Origin of the sequence: Streptomyces luteogriseus (assembly GCF_014205055.1) — a bacterium.
In the GTDB taxonomy this organism is placed as follows: domain Bacteria; phylum Actinomycetota; class Actinomycetes; order Streptomycetales; family Streptomycetaceae; genus Streptomyces; species Streptomyces luteogriseus.
Window position 1 is genome coordinate 4,476,732 of the sequence record NZ_JACHMS010000001.1, and the last position, 18,107, is coordinate 4,494,838.

Annotated in this window: 19 protein-coding genes, 1 tRNA gene and 1 pseudogene; 6 read left to right on the top strand and 15 right to left on the bottom strand. The window is 71.9% G+C overall.

Annotated elements, in window-relative coordinates; genetic code table 11:
* Positions 1-16 precede the first annotated feature (16 nt).
* Positions 17-2,554 (bottom strand): MFS transporter, encoded by a 2,538-nt coding sequence (locus BJ965_RS19655; protein ID WP_184909853.1) that lies wholly within the window; start codon positions 2,552-2,554, stop codon positions 17-19.
* 13 nt (positions 2,555-2,567) lie between these two features.
* On the bottom strand, positions 2,568-3,056 hold the full coding sequence (locus tag BJ965_RS19660) for a MarR family winged helix-turn-helix transcriptional regulator (protein WP_184909854.1): 489 nt from the start codon (positions 3,054-3,056) through the stop codon (positions 2,568-2,570).
* A 215-nt stretch (positions 3,057-3,271) separates the two neighbouring features.
* On the opposite strand from BJ965_RS19660, the gene BJ965_RS19665 reads away from it, so the two are divergent.
* A complete protein-coding gene (locus tag BJ965_RS19665) occupies positions 3,272-3,469 on the top strand; it encodes a hypothetical protein (protein WP_184909855.1) in 198 nt (65 codons plus the stop codon).
* Between the two features lie 490 nt (positions 3,470-3,959).
* Here the strand turns inward: BJ965_RS19665 and BJ965_RS19670 are convergent, their stop codons facing one another.
* The 8 genes from BJ965_RS19670 to BJ965_RS19705 form a co-directional block, all read right to left on the bottom strand.
* A complete protein-coding gene (locus BJ965_RS19670; RefSeq protein ID WP_184909856.1) occupies positions 3,960-4,862 on the bottom strand; it encodes an RNA polymerase sigma factor SigF in 903 nt (300 codons plus the stop codon).
* Between the two features lie 267 nt (positions 4,863-5,129).
* On the bottom strand, positions 5,130-6,104 hold the full coding sequence (locus BJ965_RS19675; protein WP_376777931.1) for an RNA polymerase sigma factor SigF: 975 nt from the start codon (positions 6,102-6,104) through the stop codon (positions 5,130-5,132).
* 189 nt (positions 6,105-6,293) lie between these two features.
* Positions 6,294-6,587 carry a Dabb family protein gene (locus BJ965_RS19680; protein WP_030850255.1) on the bottom strand — a complete coding sequence of 98 codons (294 nt, stop codon included), beginning with the start codon at positions 6,585-6,587 and terminating at the stop codon, positions 6,294-6,296.
* Positions 6,587-6,763: a hypothetical protein gene (locus tag BJ965_RS19685; RefSeq protein WP_030850257.1), complete on the bottom strand. Its 177-nt coding sequence runs from the start codon at positions 6,761-6,763 to the stop codon at positions 6,587-6,589. Before BJ965_RS19685 ends, BJ965_RS19680 begins: the two co-directional genes overlap by 1 nt.
* A gap of 116 nt (positions 6,764-6,879) precedes the next feature.
* Positions 6,880-6,964: transfer RNA gene (locus BJ965_RS19690), tRNA-Ser, on the bottom strand.
* Between the two features lie 45 nt (positions 6,965-7,009).
* Complete coding sequence (gene tadA, locus BJ965_RS19695; protein WP_031105387.1) at positions 7,010-7,441, bottom strand: tRNA adenosine(34) deaminase TadA; 432 nt, start codon at positions 7,439-7,441, stop codon at positions 7,010-7,012.
* A gap of 104 nt (positions 7,442-7,545) precedes the next feature.
* Positions 7,546-8,085: a tRNA adenosine deaminase-associated protein gene (locus BJ965_RS19700; protein ID WP_184917332.1), complete on the bottom strand. Its 540-nt coding sequence runs from the start codon at positions 8,083-8,085 to the stop codon at positions 7,546-7,548.
* Positions 8,086-8,361: 276 nt separating this feature from the next.
* On the bottom strand, positions 8,362-8,595 hold the full coding sequence (locus tag BJ965_RS19705) for a hypothetical protein (protein ID WP_184909857.1): 234 nt from the start codon (positions 8,593-8,595) through the stop codon (positions 8,362-8,364).
* Between the two features lie 131 nt (positions 8,596-8,726).
* Here BJ965_RS19705 and upp point away from each other — a divergent pair, with 131 nt between their 5' ends.
* Positions 8,727-9,362 carry a uracil phosphoribosyltransferase gene (gene upp, locus BJ965_RS19710; RefSeq protein WP_030850262.1) on the top strand — a complete coding sequence of 212 codons (636 nt, stop codon included), beginning with the start codon at positions 8,727-8,729 and terminating at the stop codon, positions 9,360-9,362.
* A gap of 36 nt (positions 9,363-9,398) precedes the next feature.
* Here upp and BJ965_RS19715 read toward each other — a convergent pair whose 3' ends face one another.
* Positions 9,399-10,016 (bottom strand): LytR C-terminal domain-containing protein, encoded by a 618-nt coding sequence (locus tag BJ965_RS19715; protein ID WP_184917335.1) that lies wholly within the window; start codon positions 10,014-10,016, stop codon positions 9,399-9,401.
* 121 nt (positions 10,017-10,137) lie between these two features.
* Positions 10,138-10,434 carry a type II toxin-antitoxin system VapB family antitoxin gene (locus tag BJ965_RS19720; protein WP_003999914.1) on the bottom strand — a complete coding sequence of 99 codons (297 nt, stop codon included), beginning with the start codon at positions 10,432-10,434 and terminating at the stop codon, positions 10,138-10,140.
* 106 nt (positions 10,435-10,540) lie between these two features.
* Here BJ965_RS19720 and BJ965_RS19725 point away from each other — a divergent pair.
* Positions 10,541-12,132 (top strand): annotated as a pseudogene (locus BJ965_RS19725) (helicase HerA-like domain-containing protein).
* Positions 12,133-12,418: 286 nt separating this feature from the next.
* Here BJ965_RS19725 and BJ965_RS19730 read toward each other — a convergent pair.
* The 3 genes from BJ965_RS19730 to BJ965_RS19740 all read right to left on the bottom strand — a co-directional run bounded on the left by BJ965_RS19730 (position 12,419) and on the right by BJ965_RS19740 (position 14,683).
* Positions 12,419-12,757 carry a hypothetical protein gene (locus BJ965_RS19730; protein WP_184909858.1) on the bottom strand — a complete coding sequence of 113 codons (339 nt, stop codon included), beginning with the start codon at positions 12,755-12,757 and terminating at the stop codon, positions 12,419-12,421.
* A 573-nt stretch (positions 12,758-13,330) separates the two neighbouring features.
* Positions 13,331-13,924 (bottom strand): HhH-GPD-type base excision DNA repair protein, encoded by a 594-nt coding sequence (locus tag BJ965_RS19735; RefSeq protein WP_030850270.1) that lies wholly within the window; start codon positions 13,922-13,924, stop codon positions 13,331-13,333.
* Between the two features lie 36 nt (positions 13,925-13,960).
* Positions 13,961-14,683 (bottom strand): siderophore-interacting protein, encoded by a 723-nt coding sequence (locus BJ965_RS19740; protein ID WP_184909859.1) that lies wholly within the window; start codon positions 14,681-14,683, stop codon positions 13,961-13,963.
* A gap of 81 nt (positions 14,684-14,764) precedes the next feature.
* Between BJ965_RS19740 and BJ965_RS19745 the strand changes: the two genes are divergently transcribed.
* The 3 genes from BJ965_RS19745 to BJ965_RS19755 are packed head-to-tail and all read left to right on the top strand — an operon-like array spanning position 14,765 to position 18,019.
* Positions 14,765-16,942 (top strand): penicillin acylase family protein, encoded by a 2,178-nt coding sequence (locus BJ965_RS19745; RefSeq protein ID WP_184909860.1) that lies wholly within the window; start codon positions 14,765-14,767, stop codon positions 16,940-16,942.
* Positions 16,935-17,543 (top strand): GNAT family N-acetyltransferase, encoded by a 609-nt coding sequence (locus tag BJ965_RS19750; RefSeq protein WP_184909861.1) that lies wholly within the window; start codon positions 16,935-16,937, stop codon positions 17,541-17,543. The genes BJ965_RS19745 and BJ965_RS19750 overlap by 8 nt, the downstream gene beginning before the upstream one ends.
* Entirely contained in the window at positions 17,540-18,019 is a 480-nt protein-coding gene (locus tag BJ965_RS19755; protein WP_184909862.1) for a cupin domain-containing protein, read from the top strand. The genes BJ965_RS19750 and BJ965_RS19755 overlap by 4 nt, the downstream gene beginning before the upstream one ends.
* The last annotated feature ends 88 nt before the right edge of the window (positions 18,020-18,107 follow it).

Sequence of the window (18,107 nt, forward strand, 5' to 3'; positions counted from 1 at the left end):
CGGGCCGGGGTCGTCGCTACTCGCCGGGGTGGGCGAGTTCGATGTCGTGGGCGTCGGTACCGGCGCCCGTGACCGTCAGGGCGGTGGCCACCGGCGGGTAGCCCGTGGCGATGACGGTGTACTCGCCGCCGTCCAGGTCGGTGAAGGCGTACGCCCCGTCCGTCCCGGTCGTGGCCGAGCCGACGACGTTGCCCGCCTGGTCGACCAGCGTCACCCGGGCGTCGGCCAGCGGGCCGTGCGGGGCGTGGACGACACCCTGGACGCGGGCGCCCGAGTCCAGGTCGATCTCGACCCGGGTGACCCCGGTGCCGCCCACCTCGACGGGCAGGGCGCGCGGCCGGTACCCGGCGGCGTTCACCGCGACGGTCACCGCCCCCGGCACCAGCTCGGCGAAGGAGAACTCGCCCTGCTCACCCGTGGTCCCGTTGGCCAGCAGGTCCCCGCGCACATCCGTGACGATGACCATGGCGTCCTTGACCGGCTGCCCGCTCTCGGCGGACCGCACCAGACCGGTCAGCCCGCTGGTGCCACTGAGCAGGATGTCGTACGCGACCGGCTCGTCGTTCACCACGACCGTGGACGCCTGGGGCTGGAAGCCGTCGGCGGAGGCGATCAGGACGTACGACCCGGAGCCCGGGGCGTCCACCGCGTACGAGCCGTCGGCCTGCGCCACGGACCGGCCCAGCTGGCGCCCGGCCAGCGAGATCAGCGTGACGGCGGCCTGCGGCACGGGCGCGGACTCGTTCCCGCGGACGAAACCGCGGACCGGAACACCACCGGAGGCGTCCTCGGCACGCACCGCCGTGGCGACGGCGGCGAGCCGCTGCGTCCCCTCGGGTCCGGTCCCGTCGGCGGCCTCGGCCTCGGCCACGGCCCAGCTCGGCACGGCCTGCTCCGCCTCGGCGGCCTCGACGGCGGCCTCGGCCGGAACCACGGCCGGCGTCTCCGTGTCGGCGGCCTGCGCCAGCCCGCCCTTGGTCTTCAACGGGACCTCCTTGATGAACAGCGCCACCAGCAGCGCGAGGAGCGCCATCGGGGCCGAGTAGAGGAACACGTCCGCGACACCGTGGCCGTACGCGCTCTCCACGACGGTGCGGATCGGCGCCGGCATCGTGCTCAGGTCGGGGATGCCGCCGCCCCCCGTGCCGGCGTGACCGAGGGCCGCGCCCTTGGGACCGAGGTCGGCGAGGCCGTCCTTGACGTAGTCGGTGATCCGGTTGCCCAGGACCGCGCCCAGGGCGGAGACGCCCACCGCACCGCCGAGGGACCGGAAGAACGTCACCGTGGAGCTGGCGGCACCCAGGTCGCCCGGCTCCACCTGGTTCTGGGTGCACAGCACCAGGTTCTGCATCATCATGCCGATGCCGAGACCCAGTAGTGCCATGAAGATCGCTATGTGCCAGTACTCGGTGTCGTACCGGATCGTGCCCAGCAGGCCGAGGCCCGCGGTCACCAGCACACCGCCGGCGATCAGCCACGCCTTCCAGCGACCGGTCCGGGTGATGACCTGGCCGGAGACGGTGGAGGAGACGAACAGGCCCGCGATCATCGGGATCGTCATGACGCCGGACATCGTCGGCGACTTGTCCCGGGCCAGCTGGAAGTACTGGCTGAAGAAGACGGTCCCGGCGAACATCGCGACACCGACGAACAGGGAGGCCACGGAGGCCAGCGCGATGGTGCGGTTGCGGAACAGCCGCAGCGGGATGATCGGCTCGCTCGCCTTCGCCTCGACGAGGACGAACAGCGCGAGCAGCGCCACCGACCCGCCGACCATGGCGTACGTCTGCCACGAGACCCAGTCGTACTTGTCACCGGCGAAGGTGACCCAGACCAGCAGCAGGCAGACGGCCGCCGTGATGAAGAAGGCGCCGGCCCAGTCGACCTTGACCTTCCGCTTGACCACGGGCAGGTGCAGGGTCTTCTGCAGCACGATCAGGGCGATCACGGCGAAGGGCACGCCGACGTAGAAGCACCAGCGCCAGCCGAGCCAGTCGGTGTCGGTGATGACACCGCCGACCAGCGGGCCGCCGACCATGGCGGTGGCGAAGGTAGCGCCGAGGTAGCCGTTGTACCGGCCGCGCTCACGCGGCGAGATCATCGCCGCCATGATGATCTGGGCCAGCGCGGACAGACCGCCCATGCCGATGCCCTGAACCGCGCGGAAGGTGATGAGCATGCCCGGGTTCTGGGACATGCCGGCCGCCGCCGAACCCAGCACGAAGATGACGAGCGCGAACTGGATCAGCAGCTTCTTGGAGAACAGGTCGGCGAGCTTGCCCCACAGCGGGGTGGAGGCGGTCATCGTCAGCAGGGACGCGGTGACGACCCAGGTGTAGGCGCTCTGGCCGCCGCCGAGGTCGCTGATGATCCGGGGCAGGGCGTTGGAGACGATCGTCGACGACAGGATCGCGACGAACATGCCGAGCAGAAGGCCGGTGAGGGCCTCCATGATCTGCCGGTGCGTCATCGGAGTGCCGTCGCCGGAGGAGCCGTGGGAGCCTCCCCCGTGCTTGGCATGAGCCCGCACACCGGCTGGTGTGGTCGTTGCCATGGGCTTCCTTTTCTTACGTGCTTGCGGGTGTACGGGTGGTCGGGTCGAAAGCGGCCGGCGCGGCCCGGCTCCCGGACCGGCAGTCGAAGCTCTCCCTCAGCCGCGCCATGAGGTTCGTGAGCTGGCCGACCTCGTCGTCGGTCCAGTCGCTCAGGCGCTCGGCGAGGACCTCGGTGGTCCGCCGGGACAGCTCGTCGAGCTGTGTGTGGCCCGCGGGTGTGAGGCGCAGGATGCGTGAGCGTTTGTCCGCCGGGTCGGGGGAGCGTTCGATCCAGCCCCGGTCCACGACGTGCGCGACGTGACGGCTGGTGACCGACATGTCCACCGCCAGCAGCTCGGCGAGCTTGCTCATGCGCATGTCGCCGTGGCGGCCCAGCAGGGTCAGCACGGCCGCCGACCCGCCGGGGCACTCGGCGGGCATGATCCGTCCGAGCTCCCGCTTCACGGCGCCGAAGGCGCTGAACTGGCGGACCAGCTCTTCGTACTGCGCCTTTTCGGCCATGACACCTCCCGCTTTCGTTGCTTAGGGCAACCATAGGAGCTGTTGGTTGCTGCAGGCAAATAAAAGTGGGGGGTGCGGCATAAAAAGTTGGCAAAGGCAAGTATTGCGGGAGTAAACGCGCTGGTGACAACCCCGGCGGTACGGGCCGACCGATCCCAAACGGAACCCCAACCCCCACTTGGGGAGCCCCGCCGTTTTCGCTAGGGTCTCGGGCCATGGCTAACAACCAGGCCCCGCAGGGCAATCACGACCCCGCCGGCAGCACCCAGATGTTCCGCGCGTTCGTCGACGAGGCCCCGCAGGGCCGTCGGGCGGCGGCCACCTCCAGCGGCGGCCCGCGTATCGGCCTCATCCTCGGCGTGGTCGTCGCCGTAGTGATCGTCGCGGCGGTGGCCTGGCTGGCACTGGCGTAACACACACGGCTGCTGTCGCCGTCCGGCACGGGGCGTAGCGGCTGGGGCCGGGTGGGTCCGCAACCCGGCGCAGCGGGGTGCCGCTGCGCCCGCCCGTGCCGCCCTCAGCGGCACGCATGCCCGCAGCGGGGGCGGGCCGCAGCTGAGGCAGCCGCCGCACGCACGCGCAACCCGCCCGCGACGCGAAGCGGGACGCTCCCGCACCCGTGCGCCTGCGGCGCAGGCCACGACGCTCCCGCCACCCGCGGACGGCGAGAAGGGGCCGTGTCGGGGGGTGTCCGCCCGCAGCGGTTGGCGCGCCAACGGACAGTCAGTCGGTGTCAGGGCTCATCGCGCCGTTCCGAGGACGGACACCCCCCCCGGCGCGGCCACGACCCACACCCAACGGTCAGGCGAAGCGCACGCGCGCCCCCACCGCCGGAGGCACAGGCAAACGGCGCGGCCCCAACGACCGCGCCCCAGCCCTCCGTCAGGACCCGTCAGGACTTCGTCAGTCCGAGATCAGGCCTTCCCGCAGCTGCGCGAGCGTCCGTGTCAGCAGCCGGGAGACGTGCATCTGCGAGATGCCGACCTCCTCGCCGATCTGCGACTGCGTCATGTTCGCGAAGAAGCGGAGCATGATGATCCGCCGCTCCCGAGGCGGCAGCTTCGCCAGCAGCGGCTTCAGGGACTCGCGGTACTCCACACCCTCCAGCGCGGTGTCCTCGTACCCCAGCCGGTCCGCCAGCGACCCCTCGCCACCGTCGTCCTCCGGCGCCGGCGAGTCCAGCGAGGACGCGGTGTACGCGTTCCCCACCGCCAGCCCGTCGACGACGTCCTCCTCGGACACCCCGAGCACGGCGGCCAGTTCGGTCACGGTCGGCGACCGGTCCAGCTTCTGCGAGAGCTCGTCACTCGCCTTGGTCAGCGCGAGTCGCAGCTCCTGCAGCCGGCGCGGCACCCGCACCGACCACGACGTGTCCCGGAAGAACCGCTTGATCTCCCCGACCACCGTCGGCATCGCGAACGTCGGGAACTCCACGCCCCGTTCGCAGTCGAACCGGTCGATCGCCTTGATCAGCCCGATCGTGCCGACCTGGACGATGTCCTCCATCGGCTCGTTCCGGGACCGGAACCGCGCGGCGGCGTACCGCACCAGCGGGAGATTGAGCTCGATGAGCGTGTCACGGACGTACGCACGCTCGGGGCTGTCCTCGTCGAGCGCGGCCAGCCGCAGGAACAGGGAGCGGGACAGGGTGCGGGTGTCGATGGCGCCCGCAGCCGGAAGGACCGGGACGGGCTCGGCCGGAAGGGCCGGTACGTCATCGATGGGGCCGAGTGAGTCGAGAGCATGGGGAGCTGTCTCGCTCTCAGCGAGCGTGAGCACCTTCGAGCTGCCCTGTTCTACGGACATGCCACCCCCTTTGGGTCGCGGGACGGTCGCGGCGAACGTCCCGTCGGAGGAACGCAGCCTTCACCTGAATACCGGAGCCGAAGCTCCGGCAAACGCGCTTCCCGCAGAATGTCACATGTCGGCAACGCGCTGTAGTGACATGTCGACATCTGAGACGCGAATCCGCCCTGCAAACAAGGGGTCTGACGGCTCATCGGCTTTCAACTGTCGGGAACGGCGCTGATGAGCGATTCCCTCCCCCCGGTGACCTCTCGCTCACGTTTGCGGTTACGCGTCGATACGGTTCGCAGACCGCAATCTCTGGAAACTACGCGCGAGTAGCCGCGAGACGTGCATCTGCGAAACACCGAGCTCCGCACTGATCTGGGACTGCGTGAGATTGCTGTAGTACCGCAGCAACAGGATCCGCTGCTCCCGCTCGGGCAGCTGGACGAGCAGGTGCCGTACGAGATCCCGGTGCTCCACGCCGTCCAGTGCGGGATCCTCGTAGCCGAGCCGGTCCAGCAGCCCCGGCAGCCCGTCGCCCTCCTGCGCGGCCTCCAGGGAGGTCGCGTGGTACGACCGCCCGGCCTCGATGCAGGACAGCACCTCGTCCTCGGTGATGCGCAGCCGTTCGGCGATCTCCGAGGTCGTCGGGGTCCGCCCGAAGGAGGTCGTCAGGTCCTCCGTCGCGCTGTTGACCTGTACCCACAGCTCGTGCAGCCGGCGCGGCACATGGACGGTGCGTACGTTGTCGCGGAAGTACCGCTTGATCTCGCCGACGACCGTCGGCATCGCGAACGTCGGGAACTGCACGCCCCGGTCCGGGTCGAAGCGGTCGATGGCGTTGATGAGCCCGATGGTGCCGACCTGGACGACGTCCTCCATCGGCTCGTTGCGGGAGCGGAACCGGGCGGCCGCGTAGCGCACGAGCGGGAGGTTGGCCTCGATGAGCGCCCCGCGCACGCGGTCGTGCTCCGGCGTGCCCGGCTGGAGCTCCTTGAGCTCCGCGAAGAGGACCTGAGTGAGCGCCCGGGTATCGGCGCCACGGCTGCTCCGCTGAGGCGCGGCCGGGGCGGTCTCCGGGGCGGTCTCCGGAACGGCTGCCTGAGGGGACGCCGCCTGGGCGGGTGCCGTCTGGGAAGGCGCCGTCTGAAGGGCCGGTGCTTGAGAAGCCGGCGCTTGCGGAGCGGGCGCTTGAGGAACCGGCGCTGGAGGGGACGGTGCCTGAGGTGCGGTACTGGCCAGCACGGTCAACTCCACCTCGTCATCGTCAACTCATCCGTCAACTCTTCCATCAAAAGCGGTCATAGCATCACAAGACATGTGCACTGTGTGCAAGCACCCCATAACTACGTGTTGAGGAATGAAAGCCGCACAAATCAGCTCGGGCAACGGAAGAGCCCCCTGTCGCAGCGACAGGGGGCCGAGGCGGCCGGGCGGCGGCCGGTCTCAGAACTCGTAGTCCGCGATCACCCACGTGGCGAACTCCCGCCACAGCGCGACCCCCGCCTGGTGGTCCGGGTGCTCCACGTACCGCCGCAGCGCGTCCGCGTCGTCGCAGGCCGAGTTGATGGCGAAGTCGTACGCGATGGGACGGTCGCTGACGTTCCAGCCGAGCTCCCAGAAGCGGAGCTCCGGGATCTTGTCGCCGAGCGCGCGGAACGCCTCGACGCCCCGCACGACCCGGGGGTCGTCACGCTCGACGCCCTCGTTGAGCTTGAAGAGAACCAGGTGGCGGATCATCACTTTCCTCCCTTGGCGACCCACGTGGCGAAGTCGCCGAGGGCCCCGGCGGCGTCCGAAATGCCCTGGAACCCTATAAGGACGTAGTCGGCTGCCGTCTTCGGGTCCGTGATGATCACGTACAGCGCGAAGACCACGAGGGCGTAGACGGCGACCTTCTTCGCGTTCACCGCCATCGCGGCCTCCCCTGTCACTGGTGTCCCATGCAGCGCACATGATCGCACGAAGGGCCGATCACACGAAGGGGCTGATCGCACGAAGGGCCCCGTCTGACGACGGGGCCCTTCTCAAGCGGTAGCGGAGGGATTTGAACCCTCGGTGACTTGCGCCACACTCGCTTTCGAGGCGAGCTCCTTCGGCCGCTCGGACACGCTACCGAGGGAGACCTTACAGCAAGGTGCCGCATGCTTTGAAATCGGTATTCAGCGACCGCGGAAGAACGCGGTGAGCACTCCGGCGCACTCCTCGGCGAGCACGCCCTCGATCACTTCGGGACGGTGGTTGAGCCGCCGGTCGCGGACGAGGTCCCAGAGCGATCCGGCCGCGCCGGCCTTCTCGTCGCGGGCGCCGTAGACGAGCCGGTCGACGCGGGACTGCTGGATGGCGCCCGCGCACATCGTGCAGGGCTCCAGCGTCACCACGAGGGTGCAGCCGGCGAGCCGCCACGCGCCGAGGGCGGCCGCGGCCCGCCGCAGGGCGAGGAGCTCCGCGTGGGCCGTCGGATCGCCGCCGGCCTCGCGTTCGTTGTGCCCGGCCGCGAGCACGGTCGTGCCGTCCGGCGCCAGGACGACGGCGCCGACGGGGACGTCCCCGCCCCGGACGGCCTCGGCGGCCTCGTCCAGGGCGAGTCGCATCGCGGGCCGCCAGGGGTCCCGGACCGGATCCGGTGGTTCCACCGGGGCCGGATCCGGAAGTCCCGCGGGGACCGGATCCGGCGGACCCGCGGCGGCACGGCCGGTCAGCGGACGGTCTCCAGGGTCTCCGAGGCGCCCAGGGACTCGGCGATCTCGGTGACGGCGTCCCTCGACATCAGGCGCAGTTCCTTCTCGCTCACGCCGAGGTCGTCCAGGATCAGGGCGTCGCCGACCGGGCCGTGCGGCACGTCGGCGGCCCCGGCGGTCCCGGCGCTTTCCTCGGCGTCGTCGTCGTCCTCGTCGGACTCACCGTCCTCGGTGCCGTCGAGGTCGAGGGCGTCGAGGACGTCCCCGTCATCCGGATCGCGGCCGAGCAGCTCATCGGTGAGCAGGATCTCGCCGTAGCTGCTGCGGGCAGCGGCGGCGGCGTCCGAGACGTAGATGCGAGGGTCTTCCTCGCCGTCCACCCGGACGACGCCGAACCAGGCGTCCTCCTGCTCGATGAGCACGAGCACCGTGTCCTCGTCGGGGGAGGCTTCACGGGCCAGGTCGGCCAGATCCGACAGGGTCTCCACATCGTCGAGCTCTGTGTCGCTCGCTTCCCACCCGTCTTCGGTGCGCGCGAGCAGTGCGGCGAAGTACACCGTGACTCTCCCACTGGTCATAGGCGTGCCGGTTGGGGGTCCCCCCGGCGGAGGTTACGGGCGGGGAGTGCTCGTCCGAGCCCCACCCACTCGGAATCGTGGCAGAAAGAAGGCGTTCAGGGGACGTCTTCGACACCCTGTGTTGGGCAGTTCTGCCCGCACGCCCGTTGCCGCCACCTGCGGATCGTACGCGGCTTTGCCCCGCTCCACGCCCGGTCGACCGCGACAACCTCCGCGCGGTTCGTGATCTTCGCCGGGGGTTTCCTCACCCGTTTCCTACCAGCGGAAGGTGCGCATGCGCATGGCGTGGCGCAGCCGGGCCGTCTTGGCGCGGCGCGGCTGGACGCGGTCGCGCAGCTCCCGGGCCTCGGCCAGATCGCGCAGGAACCGGGCGCGACGCCGGCGGCGCTCGGCGTCGGACTCGTCGGTCCCGTCCGTCCGGTCGGGCTCCGGGCCCGTCCCCGGCCATGTGCGCGGCAATGGATCGTCTCGGAATTTCCGGTCGGGCATCTGCTTCACCACCCCTGGTCCGTCTTTCCCGCTTTCCCCCGGACGGGCTGTTTGACGCCGGCGATCCGGTGACGGCCGGACGGCGGCCGTGCCGTGCGGTCCGGGGCACCCCGCCGGTTAATGTTGTGGACATGCGTCTCCACGTCGTCGACCACCCTCTGGTCGCCCACAAACTCACCACGCTGCGCGACCAGCGCACCGACTCCGCGACCTTCCGCCGTCTCGCCGACGAGCTGGTCACCCTGCTCGCCTACGAGGCCACGCGTGACGTGCGCACCGAACAGGTCGACATCCAGACGCCGGTCGAGCGGACCACGGGCGTCAAGCTGTCCCACCCGCGCCCGCTGGTGGTGCCGATCCTGCGGGCCGGGCTCGGCATGCTGGACGGCATGGTCCGGCTGCTGCCGACCGCCGAGGTGGGCTTCCTCGGCATGATCCGCAACGAGGAGACGCTGCAGGCCTCCACGTACGCGACACGGATGCCGGAGGACCTGTCGGGGCGTCAGGTGTACGTGCTCGACCCGATGCTCGCCACCGGCGGCACGCTGGTCGCGGCGATCCAGGAGCTGATCCGGCGCGGCGCCGACGACGTGACCGCCGTGGTGCTGCTGGCCGCCCCCGAGGGCGTCGAGATCATGGAGCGCGAGCTGGCGGGCACGCCGGTGACGGTCGTGACCGCCTCGGTCGACGAGCGGCTGAACGAGCACGGCTACATCGTGCCGGGCCTCGGAGACGCGGGGGACCGGATGTACGGGGCGGCCGAGTAACCCGGCCGGGTAACCCCGAGGGCTTGGCGGCAGGCCCTAGCAGTCCTTCTTCGTCGTAGGCGCCGGCTCGGGCCTGGCCAGCTTGGTCAGTGCCCGGTCGGCGTCCTGCTGTGGGGCCAGCGCCTTGAAGCCGTCCCCGATGACGAGATCGACGGTGGCGCCCTTGCGGGCCGCCTCGGTACGCCGTTCGGCGCCCGGCAGCTGGGTGCCGAGCACGGGCAGTGTGGTGTCGAGGGCGGTGGCGGGGCCGAGGAGCAGGCCGGTGCCCTTGACCTTCTTGTCGTACTGCTTGGTCGCGTTGCCCACGTCGCCGATCTTGAAGCCGCGCTTCTTCAGCTCGTCGGCGGTCTTCTTCGCCAGGCCGCCGCGGGTGGTGGCGTTGAGGACGTTGACGGTGATCGTGCGGGGCTCGGGCAGGGGCTTGGCGCTGGGCGAGGGGCTCGCCTTGGTCCTGACGCCGCAGTCCGTCCCGTCTCCGGCCGCCGAAGCCTCTCTGCCGCCGCCCGTGAAGACGTCGATGAGCTGCAGCGTGCCCCACCCGCCCACGCCGAGGACGACGACGGACGCGACGGTCAGGACGACGAGCCTGCCGCGCCGCCGGGGCCGGCGCATCTTGGGGTACTTGTTGCCCGTGATGCGGTACTTGCCGCCCATGCCGGGGGGAGTCAGCATGCTCATGAGCGCAGCGTAGTGCGCCCGGGCGACGATGCCTACTAGATGATCATTCGACGTCGCCCAGCGGAACCCGAAAGGGCCAACCCGTGACCGGCGGGGATCAGTCGAGCTCGAGCACGCGCGCGTGCAGCACCTGACGCTGCTGGAGAGCCGCCCGCACCGCGCGGTGCAGTCCGTCCTCCAGGTACAGGTCGCCCTGCCACTTCACGACGTGCGCGAAGAGGTCGCCGTAGAACGTGGAGTCCTCGGCGAGCAGTGTTTCCAGATCGAGCTGACCCTTGGTCGTCACGAGCTGATCGAGGCGGACCGGGCGCGGCGCGACGTCCGCCCACTGCCGGGTGCTTTCCCGGCCGTGGTCGGGGTACGGCCGGCCGTTTCCGATGCGCTTGAAGATCACACGGAAAGCCTACCGGTCAAGACCTTCCGGGCGCAGCCATGGCGGGCGAGTGCGACGCTGAAAAAATCAATACAAGGCGGTACGAACCGGGAACAGGTGCGTGAACATGCCGGATCGCGAGACCATGCCGTCGGCCCCCGCCCCGGAGGTGTCCGCCCGCGCGGCCGCCCTTCCCCAGGACGCCCTGCGCATCGCCTCCGGCTACGCCTTCTCCGGTCCGGCTCTGCACCTGGGGGCCCTGTTGTGGGACGGGCAGTGCCTGCCGGACGCACAGATCCGGGTGCCCCTGGCGATGCTCAACCGCCACGGCCTGGTCGCGGGCGCCACCGGCACCGGCAAGACCAAGACGCTCCAGCTGATCGCCGAGCAGCTGTCCGCCCAGGGTGTGCCCGTCTTCCTCGCCGACATCAAGGGCGACCTCTCGGGGATCGCCGCGCCGGGCCGCCAGGACGCCCGGGTCGAGGGCCGGGCCGCGGACGTCCACCAGAGCTGGACGGCGACCGGCTTCCCGGCCGAGTACTACGCCCTCGGCGGCATCGGGCGCGGCATCCCCGTCCGGGCAACGGTCACCGGCTTCGGTCCGGTGCTGCTGTCCAAGGTGCTGCGGCTGAACCGGACCCAGGAGCAGTCCCTCGCGCTGATCTTCCACTACGCGGACAGCAAGGGCCTTCAGCTGATCGACCTGAAGGATCTCAGGGCGGTCGTGACCTTCCTGACCTCGGACGAGGGCCGGCCGGAGCTGAAGACGATCGGCGGTCTCTCAACCGCCACGGCCGGGGTGATCCTGCGGTCCCTCACCGTCTTCGAGGCGCAGGGCGCGTCCGGCTTCTTCGGTGAGCCGGAGTTCGACACGAGCGAGTTGCTGCGCACGGCCGAGGACGGGCGGGGCGTCGTCTCCGTCCTGGAGCTGAGCGCCGTGCAGGACAGGCCGCAGCTGTTCTCGACCTTTCTGATGTGGCTGCTCGCCGACCTCTTCCACGATCTGCCCGAGCTCGGCGACGTCGACAAGCCGCGGCTGGTGTTCTTCCTCGACGAGGCGCACCTGCTGTTCGACGACGCCTCCGAGGCGTTCCTGGAGGCGATCACGCAGACCGTGCGACTGATTCGCTCGAAAGGGGTCGGCGTCTTCTTCGTGACGCAGACCCCGAAGGACGTACCCGCCGACGTCCTCGCCCAGCTCGGCAACCGCGTCCAGCACGCGCTGCGGGCCTTCACCCCCGACGACCAGAAGGCCCTGAACGGCACGGTGAAGACCTTCCCGAAGTCGCCCTACGACCTCGAAGAGGTGCTGACCGGCCTGGGCACGGGCGAGGCGGTCGTGACGGTGCTGAGCGAGAGGGGCGCGCCGACGCCGGTCGCGGCGACCCGGCTGCGGGCGCCCGAGTCGCTGATGGGCCCGCTCGGGCAGGACGCCCTGGAGCGGGCCGTCGCGGAGTCCGCGCTGTACGAGCGGTACGCGCAGGCCGTGGACCGGGAGTCGGCGTACGAGCGGCTGGAGCGCGGGCGGGGCGCGAAGGGGCCCGACGAGATGCGGGACGCCGCCGCTCCCCGGGGCGAGCAGCGGAAGTCTGCTGTGGAGCAGGTGGTCGGGAGCGGGTGTTCCGGTCCCTGGCCCGGTCGGTCGGGACGCAGATCGGGCGGGAGATCACGAGGTCGCTGTTCGGCACGGCCCGGCGTTCGGGACGGCGCGGGCGTTAGGCGGGTTTCCAGCTTTCGGGCCGGCGGAATTCTCGGGCCGGCGGAGGCGTCGGTGCGCCTCCGCCGCGCGCGTTCGTCAGCCGCGGTCCCCTCGCCTCCCCTTCGGGGGCTGCTGCGGCTTCCGCGTGTCGGGCTCGGAATGGGACCTGGGGGTGCTGCGGGCGGCCTCCGCACGCAGGAGGGCGCGCAGGACGGCGTACGGGTCTTGAAGCATGGCGGGGTTCCTCGTCGTTCCTCGTCGTTCTGGTTCCGTGCGGGACGGACGGACCGGGGGCGGGCCGGTCGGTCAGCAGCGCAGGACCTCGGAACGCAGGGGGCGAGGGTCGAGCGGCGGGCTCGGCGGTACGGGGACGGGGTGTCGCGCGGTGGACGCGGGCCCGGAGGCCGGGAGCGGGGCGGGGTTCAGCGGGACGGTGGTGCGGCGGGCGGCTCTGGCCGGTGGGCGCAGGGCGGTGTCGAGGGGGTCGCACTCGACGGTGGTGCTCTCGCCGGAGACGGCGGCCGTCCATCCCGTGTGGGCTTCCGCGTGCGCGCCCGGCACGAGCAGGGCGAGCAGCAGCACGAGCACCCGCAGCCAGGCGTGCCGGCGCGGGCTGCGGGGGGCCTGCTGCGGTGCGGAGGTCACGGGAGGTCACTCCCCGCCGCGGCCACGCCGTTCATCCCGCCGGCCGCGAGATCCGCCCGGCCGGCCCATGCCGGTGCCCGGGACACGGTGGCTCTGCGCGGAGGGGCCCGGCCCGTGCGGGTCGGATGGCCAGGGGGCCTGCGGGCCGGGCCGCCCGGTTCGTTCGCGGGGGCCGGCGGCCCGGGGCGCCTGCGGGTCGTACGGCCATTGCTCCGGGGGCACGGGCGGTGTGTGGCCGTGCCGTTCTGGCTGCTGGTCAGGGGAGTGGGGGCCGTGCCGTTCGGGCTGGCCACGGGAGTGGGGGCCATTCGGGCCCGGCCCCTGCGGGACAGGGGGTTCCAGGCCCAGGGGCGGGCGGTCGCGGTCGGTGTCGTGCTCCCGGCCCCGGGGGGAGCCGCTCGGTGGCTCGGCCATGGTTCATGCTCGGCGCGGGCCCGAGGGGCTCGCCACCCGGGCGGGCCAGGCGGACGACGGGCGCCAGGCCGTTGTCACGGTCTGGCGGACCCGGTCCAGGGCCTGCCGTTTGGAGCACCGTCGAGTTCCTGCGGCCTGATCCGAACGACAGGCCCTGGCCTAGGCGCCGGAGGCCTTCGCCGCCTTGGCCGCCGCCTTCATCTCCTGCTTGTGCGCCCGGACCTTGACCAGGGACTCGGGGCCGGTGATGTCGGCGACCGAGCGGAACGAGTCCGGCTCGCCGTAGGAGCCCGCCGCCTCCCGCCAGCCCGTGGGCCGCACCCCGAGCTGCTTGCCGAGCAGGGCGAGGAAGATCTGGGCCTTCTGCTTGCCGAAGCCGGGCAGTTCCGCGAGCCGCTTGAGCAGGTCCTTGCCGGTGGCGACGTCCTTCCAGACGGCCTCGGCGTCACCGTCGTAATGCTCGACGAGGTACTGGCACAGCTGCTGGATCCGCTTGGCCATGGAGCCCGGGTAGCGGTGCACCGCCGGTTTCTGCGACAGCAGCGCGGCGAAGGCCTCCGGCTCGTGCGCGGCGATCTCGTGCGCGTCCAGATCGTCCGTACCGAGCCGCTGGGCGATCGTCGCCGGGCCCTTGAACGCCCACTCCATGGGGACCTGCTGGTCCAGCAGCATGCCGACCAGCGCGGCGAGCGGGCTGCGGCCGAGCAGCGCGTCGGCCTCGGGATCCTGGGCGAGGTGAAGGGTGACGTCCATGCCCCGATCATCCCCCGGGGCAGGCCCTCCCGCTGCTCAGGTGGCCCGCCAGTAGCCCAGCGCGTGCACCCGCTGCCTGGGCAGGCCCAGTTCCTTGCGGACGTACGCCGTCAGGGCCCGGGTCGTCACCGTGTCGCAGGCGATCCAGACGTAGGGGTCGGCGGTCGCGTCCAGCAGCCCGGGCAGGTCCGCCTTCACGCGGTCGACCAGGTGGGCTCCGGAGTCCTGGCGCGGCACCTTGCGCAGCTCGTGCCGCTCCGGGTCGGTGCGGAACGGCAGGTCGTCGTCGCCGCCCTCGAACCAGACGGTGGCCGGGGCGGAACCCAGGGCGTCCAGGAGGGAGTTGATGGCGGGGAGCGAGGCCGGGTCGCCGACGGCGAAGACGTGCGAGGGTGCGGGGTCCGGGTGGTCGAAGCCGGTGCCCTGGACGGTGGCCTCGATGGTGTCGCCCGGCTTCGCCGCCCTGGCCCAGTCGCTGGCGCACCCCTCGTGCAGGGCGAACTCCAGGGCGAAGGTGCCGGCCTCGGCGTCCGGGTCGACCAGGGTGTAGGCCCGCTGGTGCGGCTTGCCCGCGTTGTCGAACCACAGCCGTACCCACATGGTGGGGTGCACACCGGTCGCGGCCAGCAGGCCGCCGTCGGTGAAGCGCAGCCGCCGGTAGTTCACGGTGACGTCCTCGACATCCGTCACCGTGAACTCGAAGTCCTTGCCGCGCATCAGTTTGAGGACCGCGCCCTCCCAACCCCGCCCCTGCCCCATCGCTTTTCCGCCCCTTCGCGTACGATTCCGGCCACAGCTGTGACTTAGGCAAGCCTAACCTAAAGAAAAGAGGGGGCACGCGTGGCCACCGAGATCTACCGTGACGCCTGGGGCATTCCGCATCTGCGCGCGGGCAGCGCGGCCGAACTCGCCCATGCGCAGGGCCTCGTCACCGCCCGCGACCGGGCCTGGCAGCTGGAGGTCGAGCGCCACCGGGCGCGGGGCACCTCGGCGGCCTTCCTCGGCGGGAGCGCCCTGGACTGGGACCGGTTCGCGAGACGGGCCAGAGTCGACGACACCGCCAGACGCTGCTTCGCGGACCTCGAGAGACGGGACCCCGGGACCGCGCGGTGGGTGCGGGCGTACGTCGACGGGGTCAACGAGGGTCTGGCCGGCAGCGCCGCCCCCGAGTTCGCCCGCACCGGTCTCACTCCGGGCCGCTGGGAGCCCTGGACCCCGCTCGGCGTCTGGCTCGCCACCCACATCCTCTTCGCGGGCTTCCCGGCCAAGCTCTGGCGTGAGCAGGTCGCCGCGCACCTGGACGCGGACGCCATCGGCCTCTTCGCCACCGACGGCCCCGGCACCTCCGGCAGCAACGGCTGGCTGGTCGGCGGCGAGCGGACGGTGACCGGGCAGGCCGTGATCGCGGGCGACCCCCACCGCTGGATCGAGGACCCGGGCGTCTACCAGCAGATCCACCTGTCCTGCCCCGAGTTCGACGTCGTGGGCCTGGCCGTCCCCGGTGTCCCCGGCATCGCCCACTTCGGGCACACCGGCACGGTCGCCTGGGCCATCACCAACGCCATGGCCGACTACCAGGACCTCTACCGGGAGCGGCTGCGGCGCACCGGCGCCGGAGTGGAGGCCCTCGGCCCGGACGGGGTCTGGCGGCGGGCGTCCCGGCACACGGAGACCGTCGAGGTGGCGGGCGAGGACCCGGTCGAGGTCGAGGTGATCGAGACCGACAGGGGCCCGGTGATCATCGGCGGACCCGAGGGGATCGACGGCGAGCCGGCGGACCTGGCGTACGACGGCCACCAGGCCGATTCCGCCGACCCCGCCGATTCCGAAGATCCTGCCGATCCCGCAGACTCCGCCGATCCCGCCGACCCCTTCGCCCCGCCCGTGGCGATCAGCCTGCGCTACCCGCCCCGCGTCACCGGCGACCTCGGCTTCAGTGCGCTGCTGCCGCTGCTGCGCGCCCGCCGGGTGACCGATGTGGACCGGGCCTTGGACCGCTGGGCCGAGCCGGTCAACGTCGTCCAGGCGGCCGACACCGAGGGCGGTGTCCTGCACCGCGTGGCCGGGCGGGTGCCGCGGCGCGCCGAGGCCAACTCCCTCCGGGTGGTGCCCGCCTGGAAGCCCGGCCACGAGTGGCACGGCTGGCATGTGCCGCCGCGCGCCGGACTCACCGACGGCGTCGCCGTCATGGCCAACCAGCGCGGCCCGGCCGAACCCCTCGGCGTCGAGTTCGCCCCGCCGCACCGCGCCGCCCGCATCGCCGCGCTGCTCGCGGGCAAGGAGCGCTGGTCCGCCGCCGACATGCCCGCCCTCCACACGGACACCCACCTGGCCTCCGCGTCCCCTCTCCTGGACCACCTCGACGCCCTCGACGGCCTCACCGCCGAGGCCGCCGCCCTCCGGGACCGACTCCTCGGCTGGGACCGCCGCATGGACGCCGGCAGCGCAGACGCGGCCCTCTACGCGGCCGTGCGCGGAGCGGTCGTACGGCGGCTCGCGGCGCACCCGGCGTTCGCCGCGCTCACCACACCACCGGCGTACCCGGAGGTGTTCCGGCCCTGGCTCGCCCTCGTCCCCCGGGTCGGCTTCGCCCTCGAGCACCTGCTGCGGGCCGACGACCTCTACGGAATCGACCGCCCGGCGGCCGTCCGTGCCGCCGTCGAGGACGTGGCCCTGCGCCCGCCGGCCGGTGTCTGGGGCGACACCCACCACCTCGCCCCCTGGCGGGCACTGGAGCCGGAGCAGCCGTACGACGAACCGGGGCTGTCCGGCGACCACGACTGCGTGCTGTGCACCTCGGGCGTGCCGGGCGTCACCGACCGTGCCGCCCGCGGCCCGGCCGCCCGCTACGTCTGGGACCTGGCCCGGCGCGAGGACAGCCGCTGGGTGGTCCCGCTCGGCGCCTCGGGCGTCCCCGGTTCGCCCCACCACCGCGACCAGCTGCCCCGCTGGCTCGCCGGAGACCTCGTCCCGGTCGTCACCGACTGGACCCGGCTGAAGAAGGAAACCGATGTCTGACCCGTACGCCTCCCGCACCCCCGTCCACGAGCAGGCGTTCGAAGGCTTCGGCACCGTCCGCGTCCTGCCGCTGGACGCCGAGGCCGACGCCGCCGTGATCCACCGCTGGGTCGGCGAGGACCGGGCCGCCTTCTGGGGCATGACCGAGCTGACCGAACGACAGGTCGCCGGGATCTACGCCCACATGGCCACGCTCGACACCCACCACGCCCACCTCGTCGTCCGGGACGGCGAGCCGGTCGCGCTCCTCCAGACCTACGAGCCGGAGGCCGACCGGGTGAGCGAGTGCTACGAGGTCCGCCCCGGCGACATCGGCGTCCACCTGCTCCTCGCCCCCGCCGGACCGGGCGGCGGACAGCGTGGCTGGACGGCCCGGCTGGTGACGGCCGTCGCCGGATACGTCCTGCTGGGCCTGGACCGCCGGCGGGTCGTGGTCGATCCGGACGTGCGCAACGAGAAGGCGGTCGCCCGTTTCCTCAAGCTCGGCTTCGCTCCGGGGCCGGTGGTGGTGCTGCCGGAGATCGACCTCCCGGACGTGTACCTGCCGGAGAAGAAGGCCCAGCTCGCCTTCCTGGACCGGGAGATACTGTTCCCCGGGTGACCCCAGAGGACCTCATCGCCCACTTCGGCCTCGAACCGATCCCGCGCGAGGGCGGCCTGTTCCGCCAGACCTGGGCCGGCCCCGAACGCCCCGACGGCAGGCCGGAGGGCACGGCGATCGTCGCGCTCCTGGCAGCGGGCGACTTCTCCGCCTTCCACCGGTTGCCGACGGACGAGATCTGGCACTTCTACCGGGGCGACCCGCTGGAGCTGCTCCTGCTCGCCCCGGACGGCACGACGAGGACGGTGGTCCTCGGGCCGGACGTCCTGCACGGCCAGCACGTCCAGTTCACCGTCCCGGCGGGCACCTGGATGGGCGGGCGGGTGCGGGGGGCCGGACAGTGGACCCTGTTCGGCTGCACGATGGCACCCGGCTTCACGTTCGGCGGCTACGAGCACGGGGACGCCGCGGAGCTGACGGCCCGCTACCCGGCGGTGGCCGACGAGATCGCGGGGCTGTCCGGGCCCGCCTCCTGAGCCCGGTGAGCACTCCACCTCCCTCGAGCCTCTCCCGAGCCCGGTGAGCACTACACCGATCCGGTCCGTACTTCACTCGTAGCCGCAC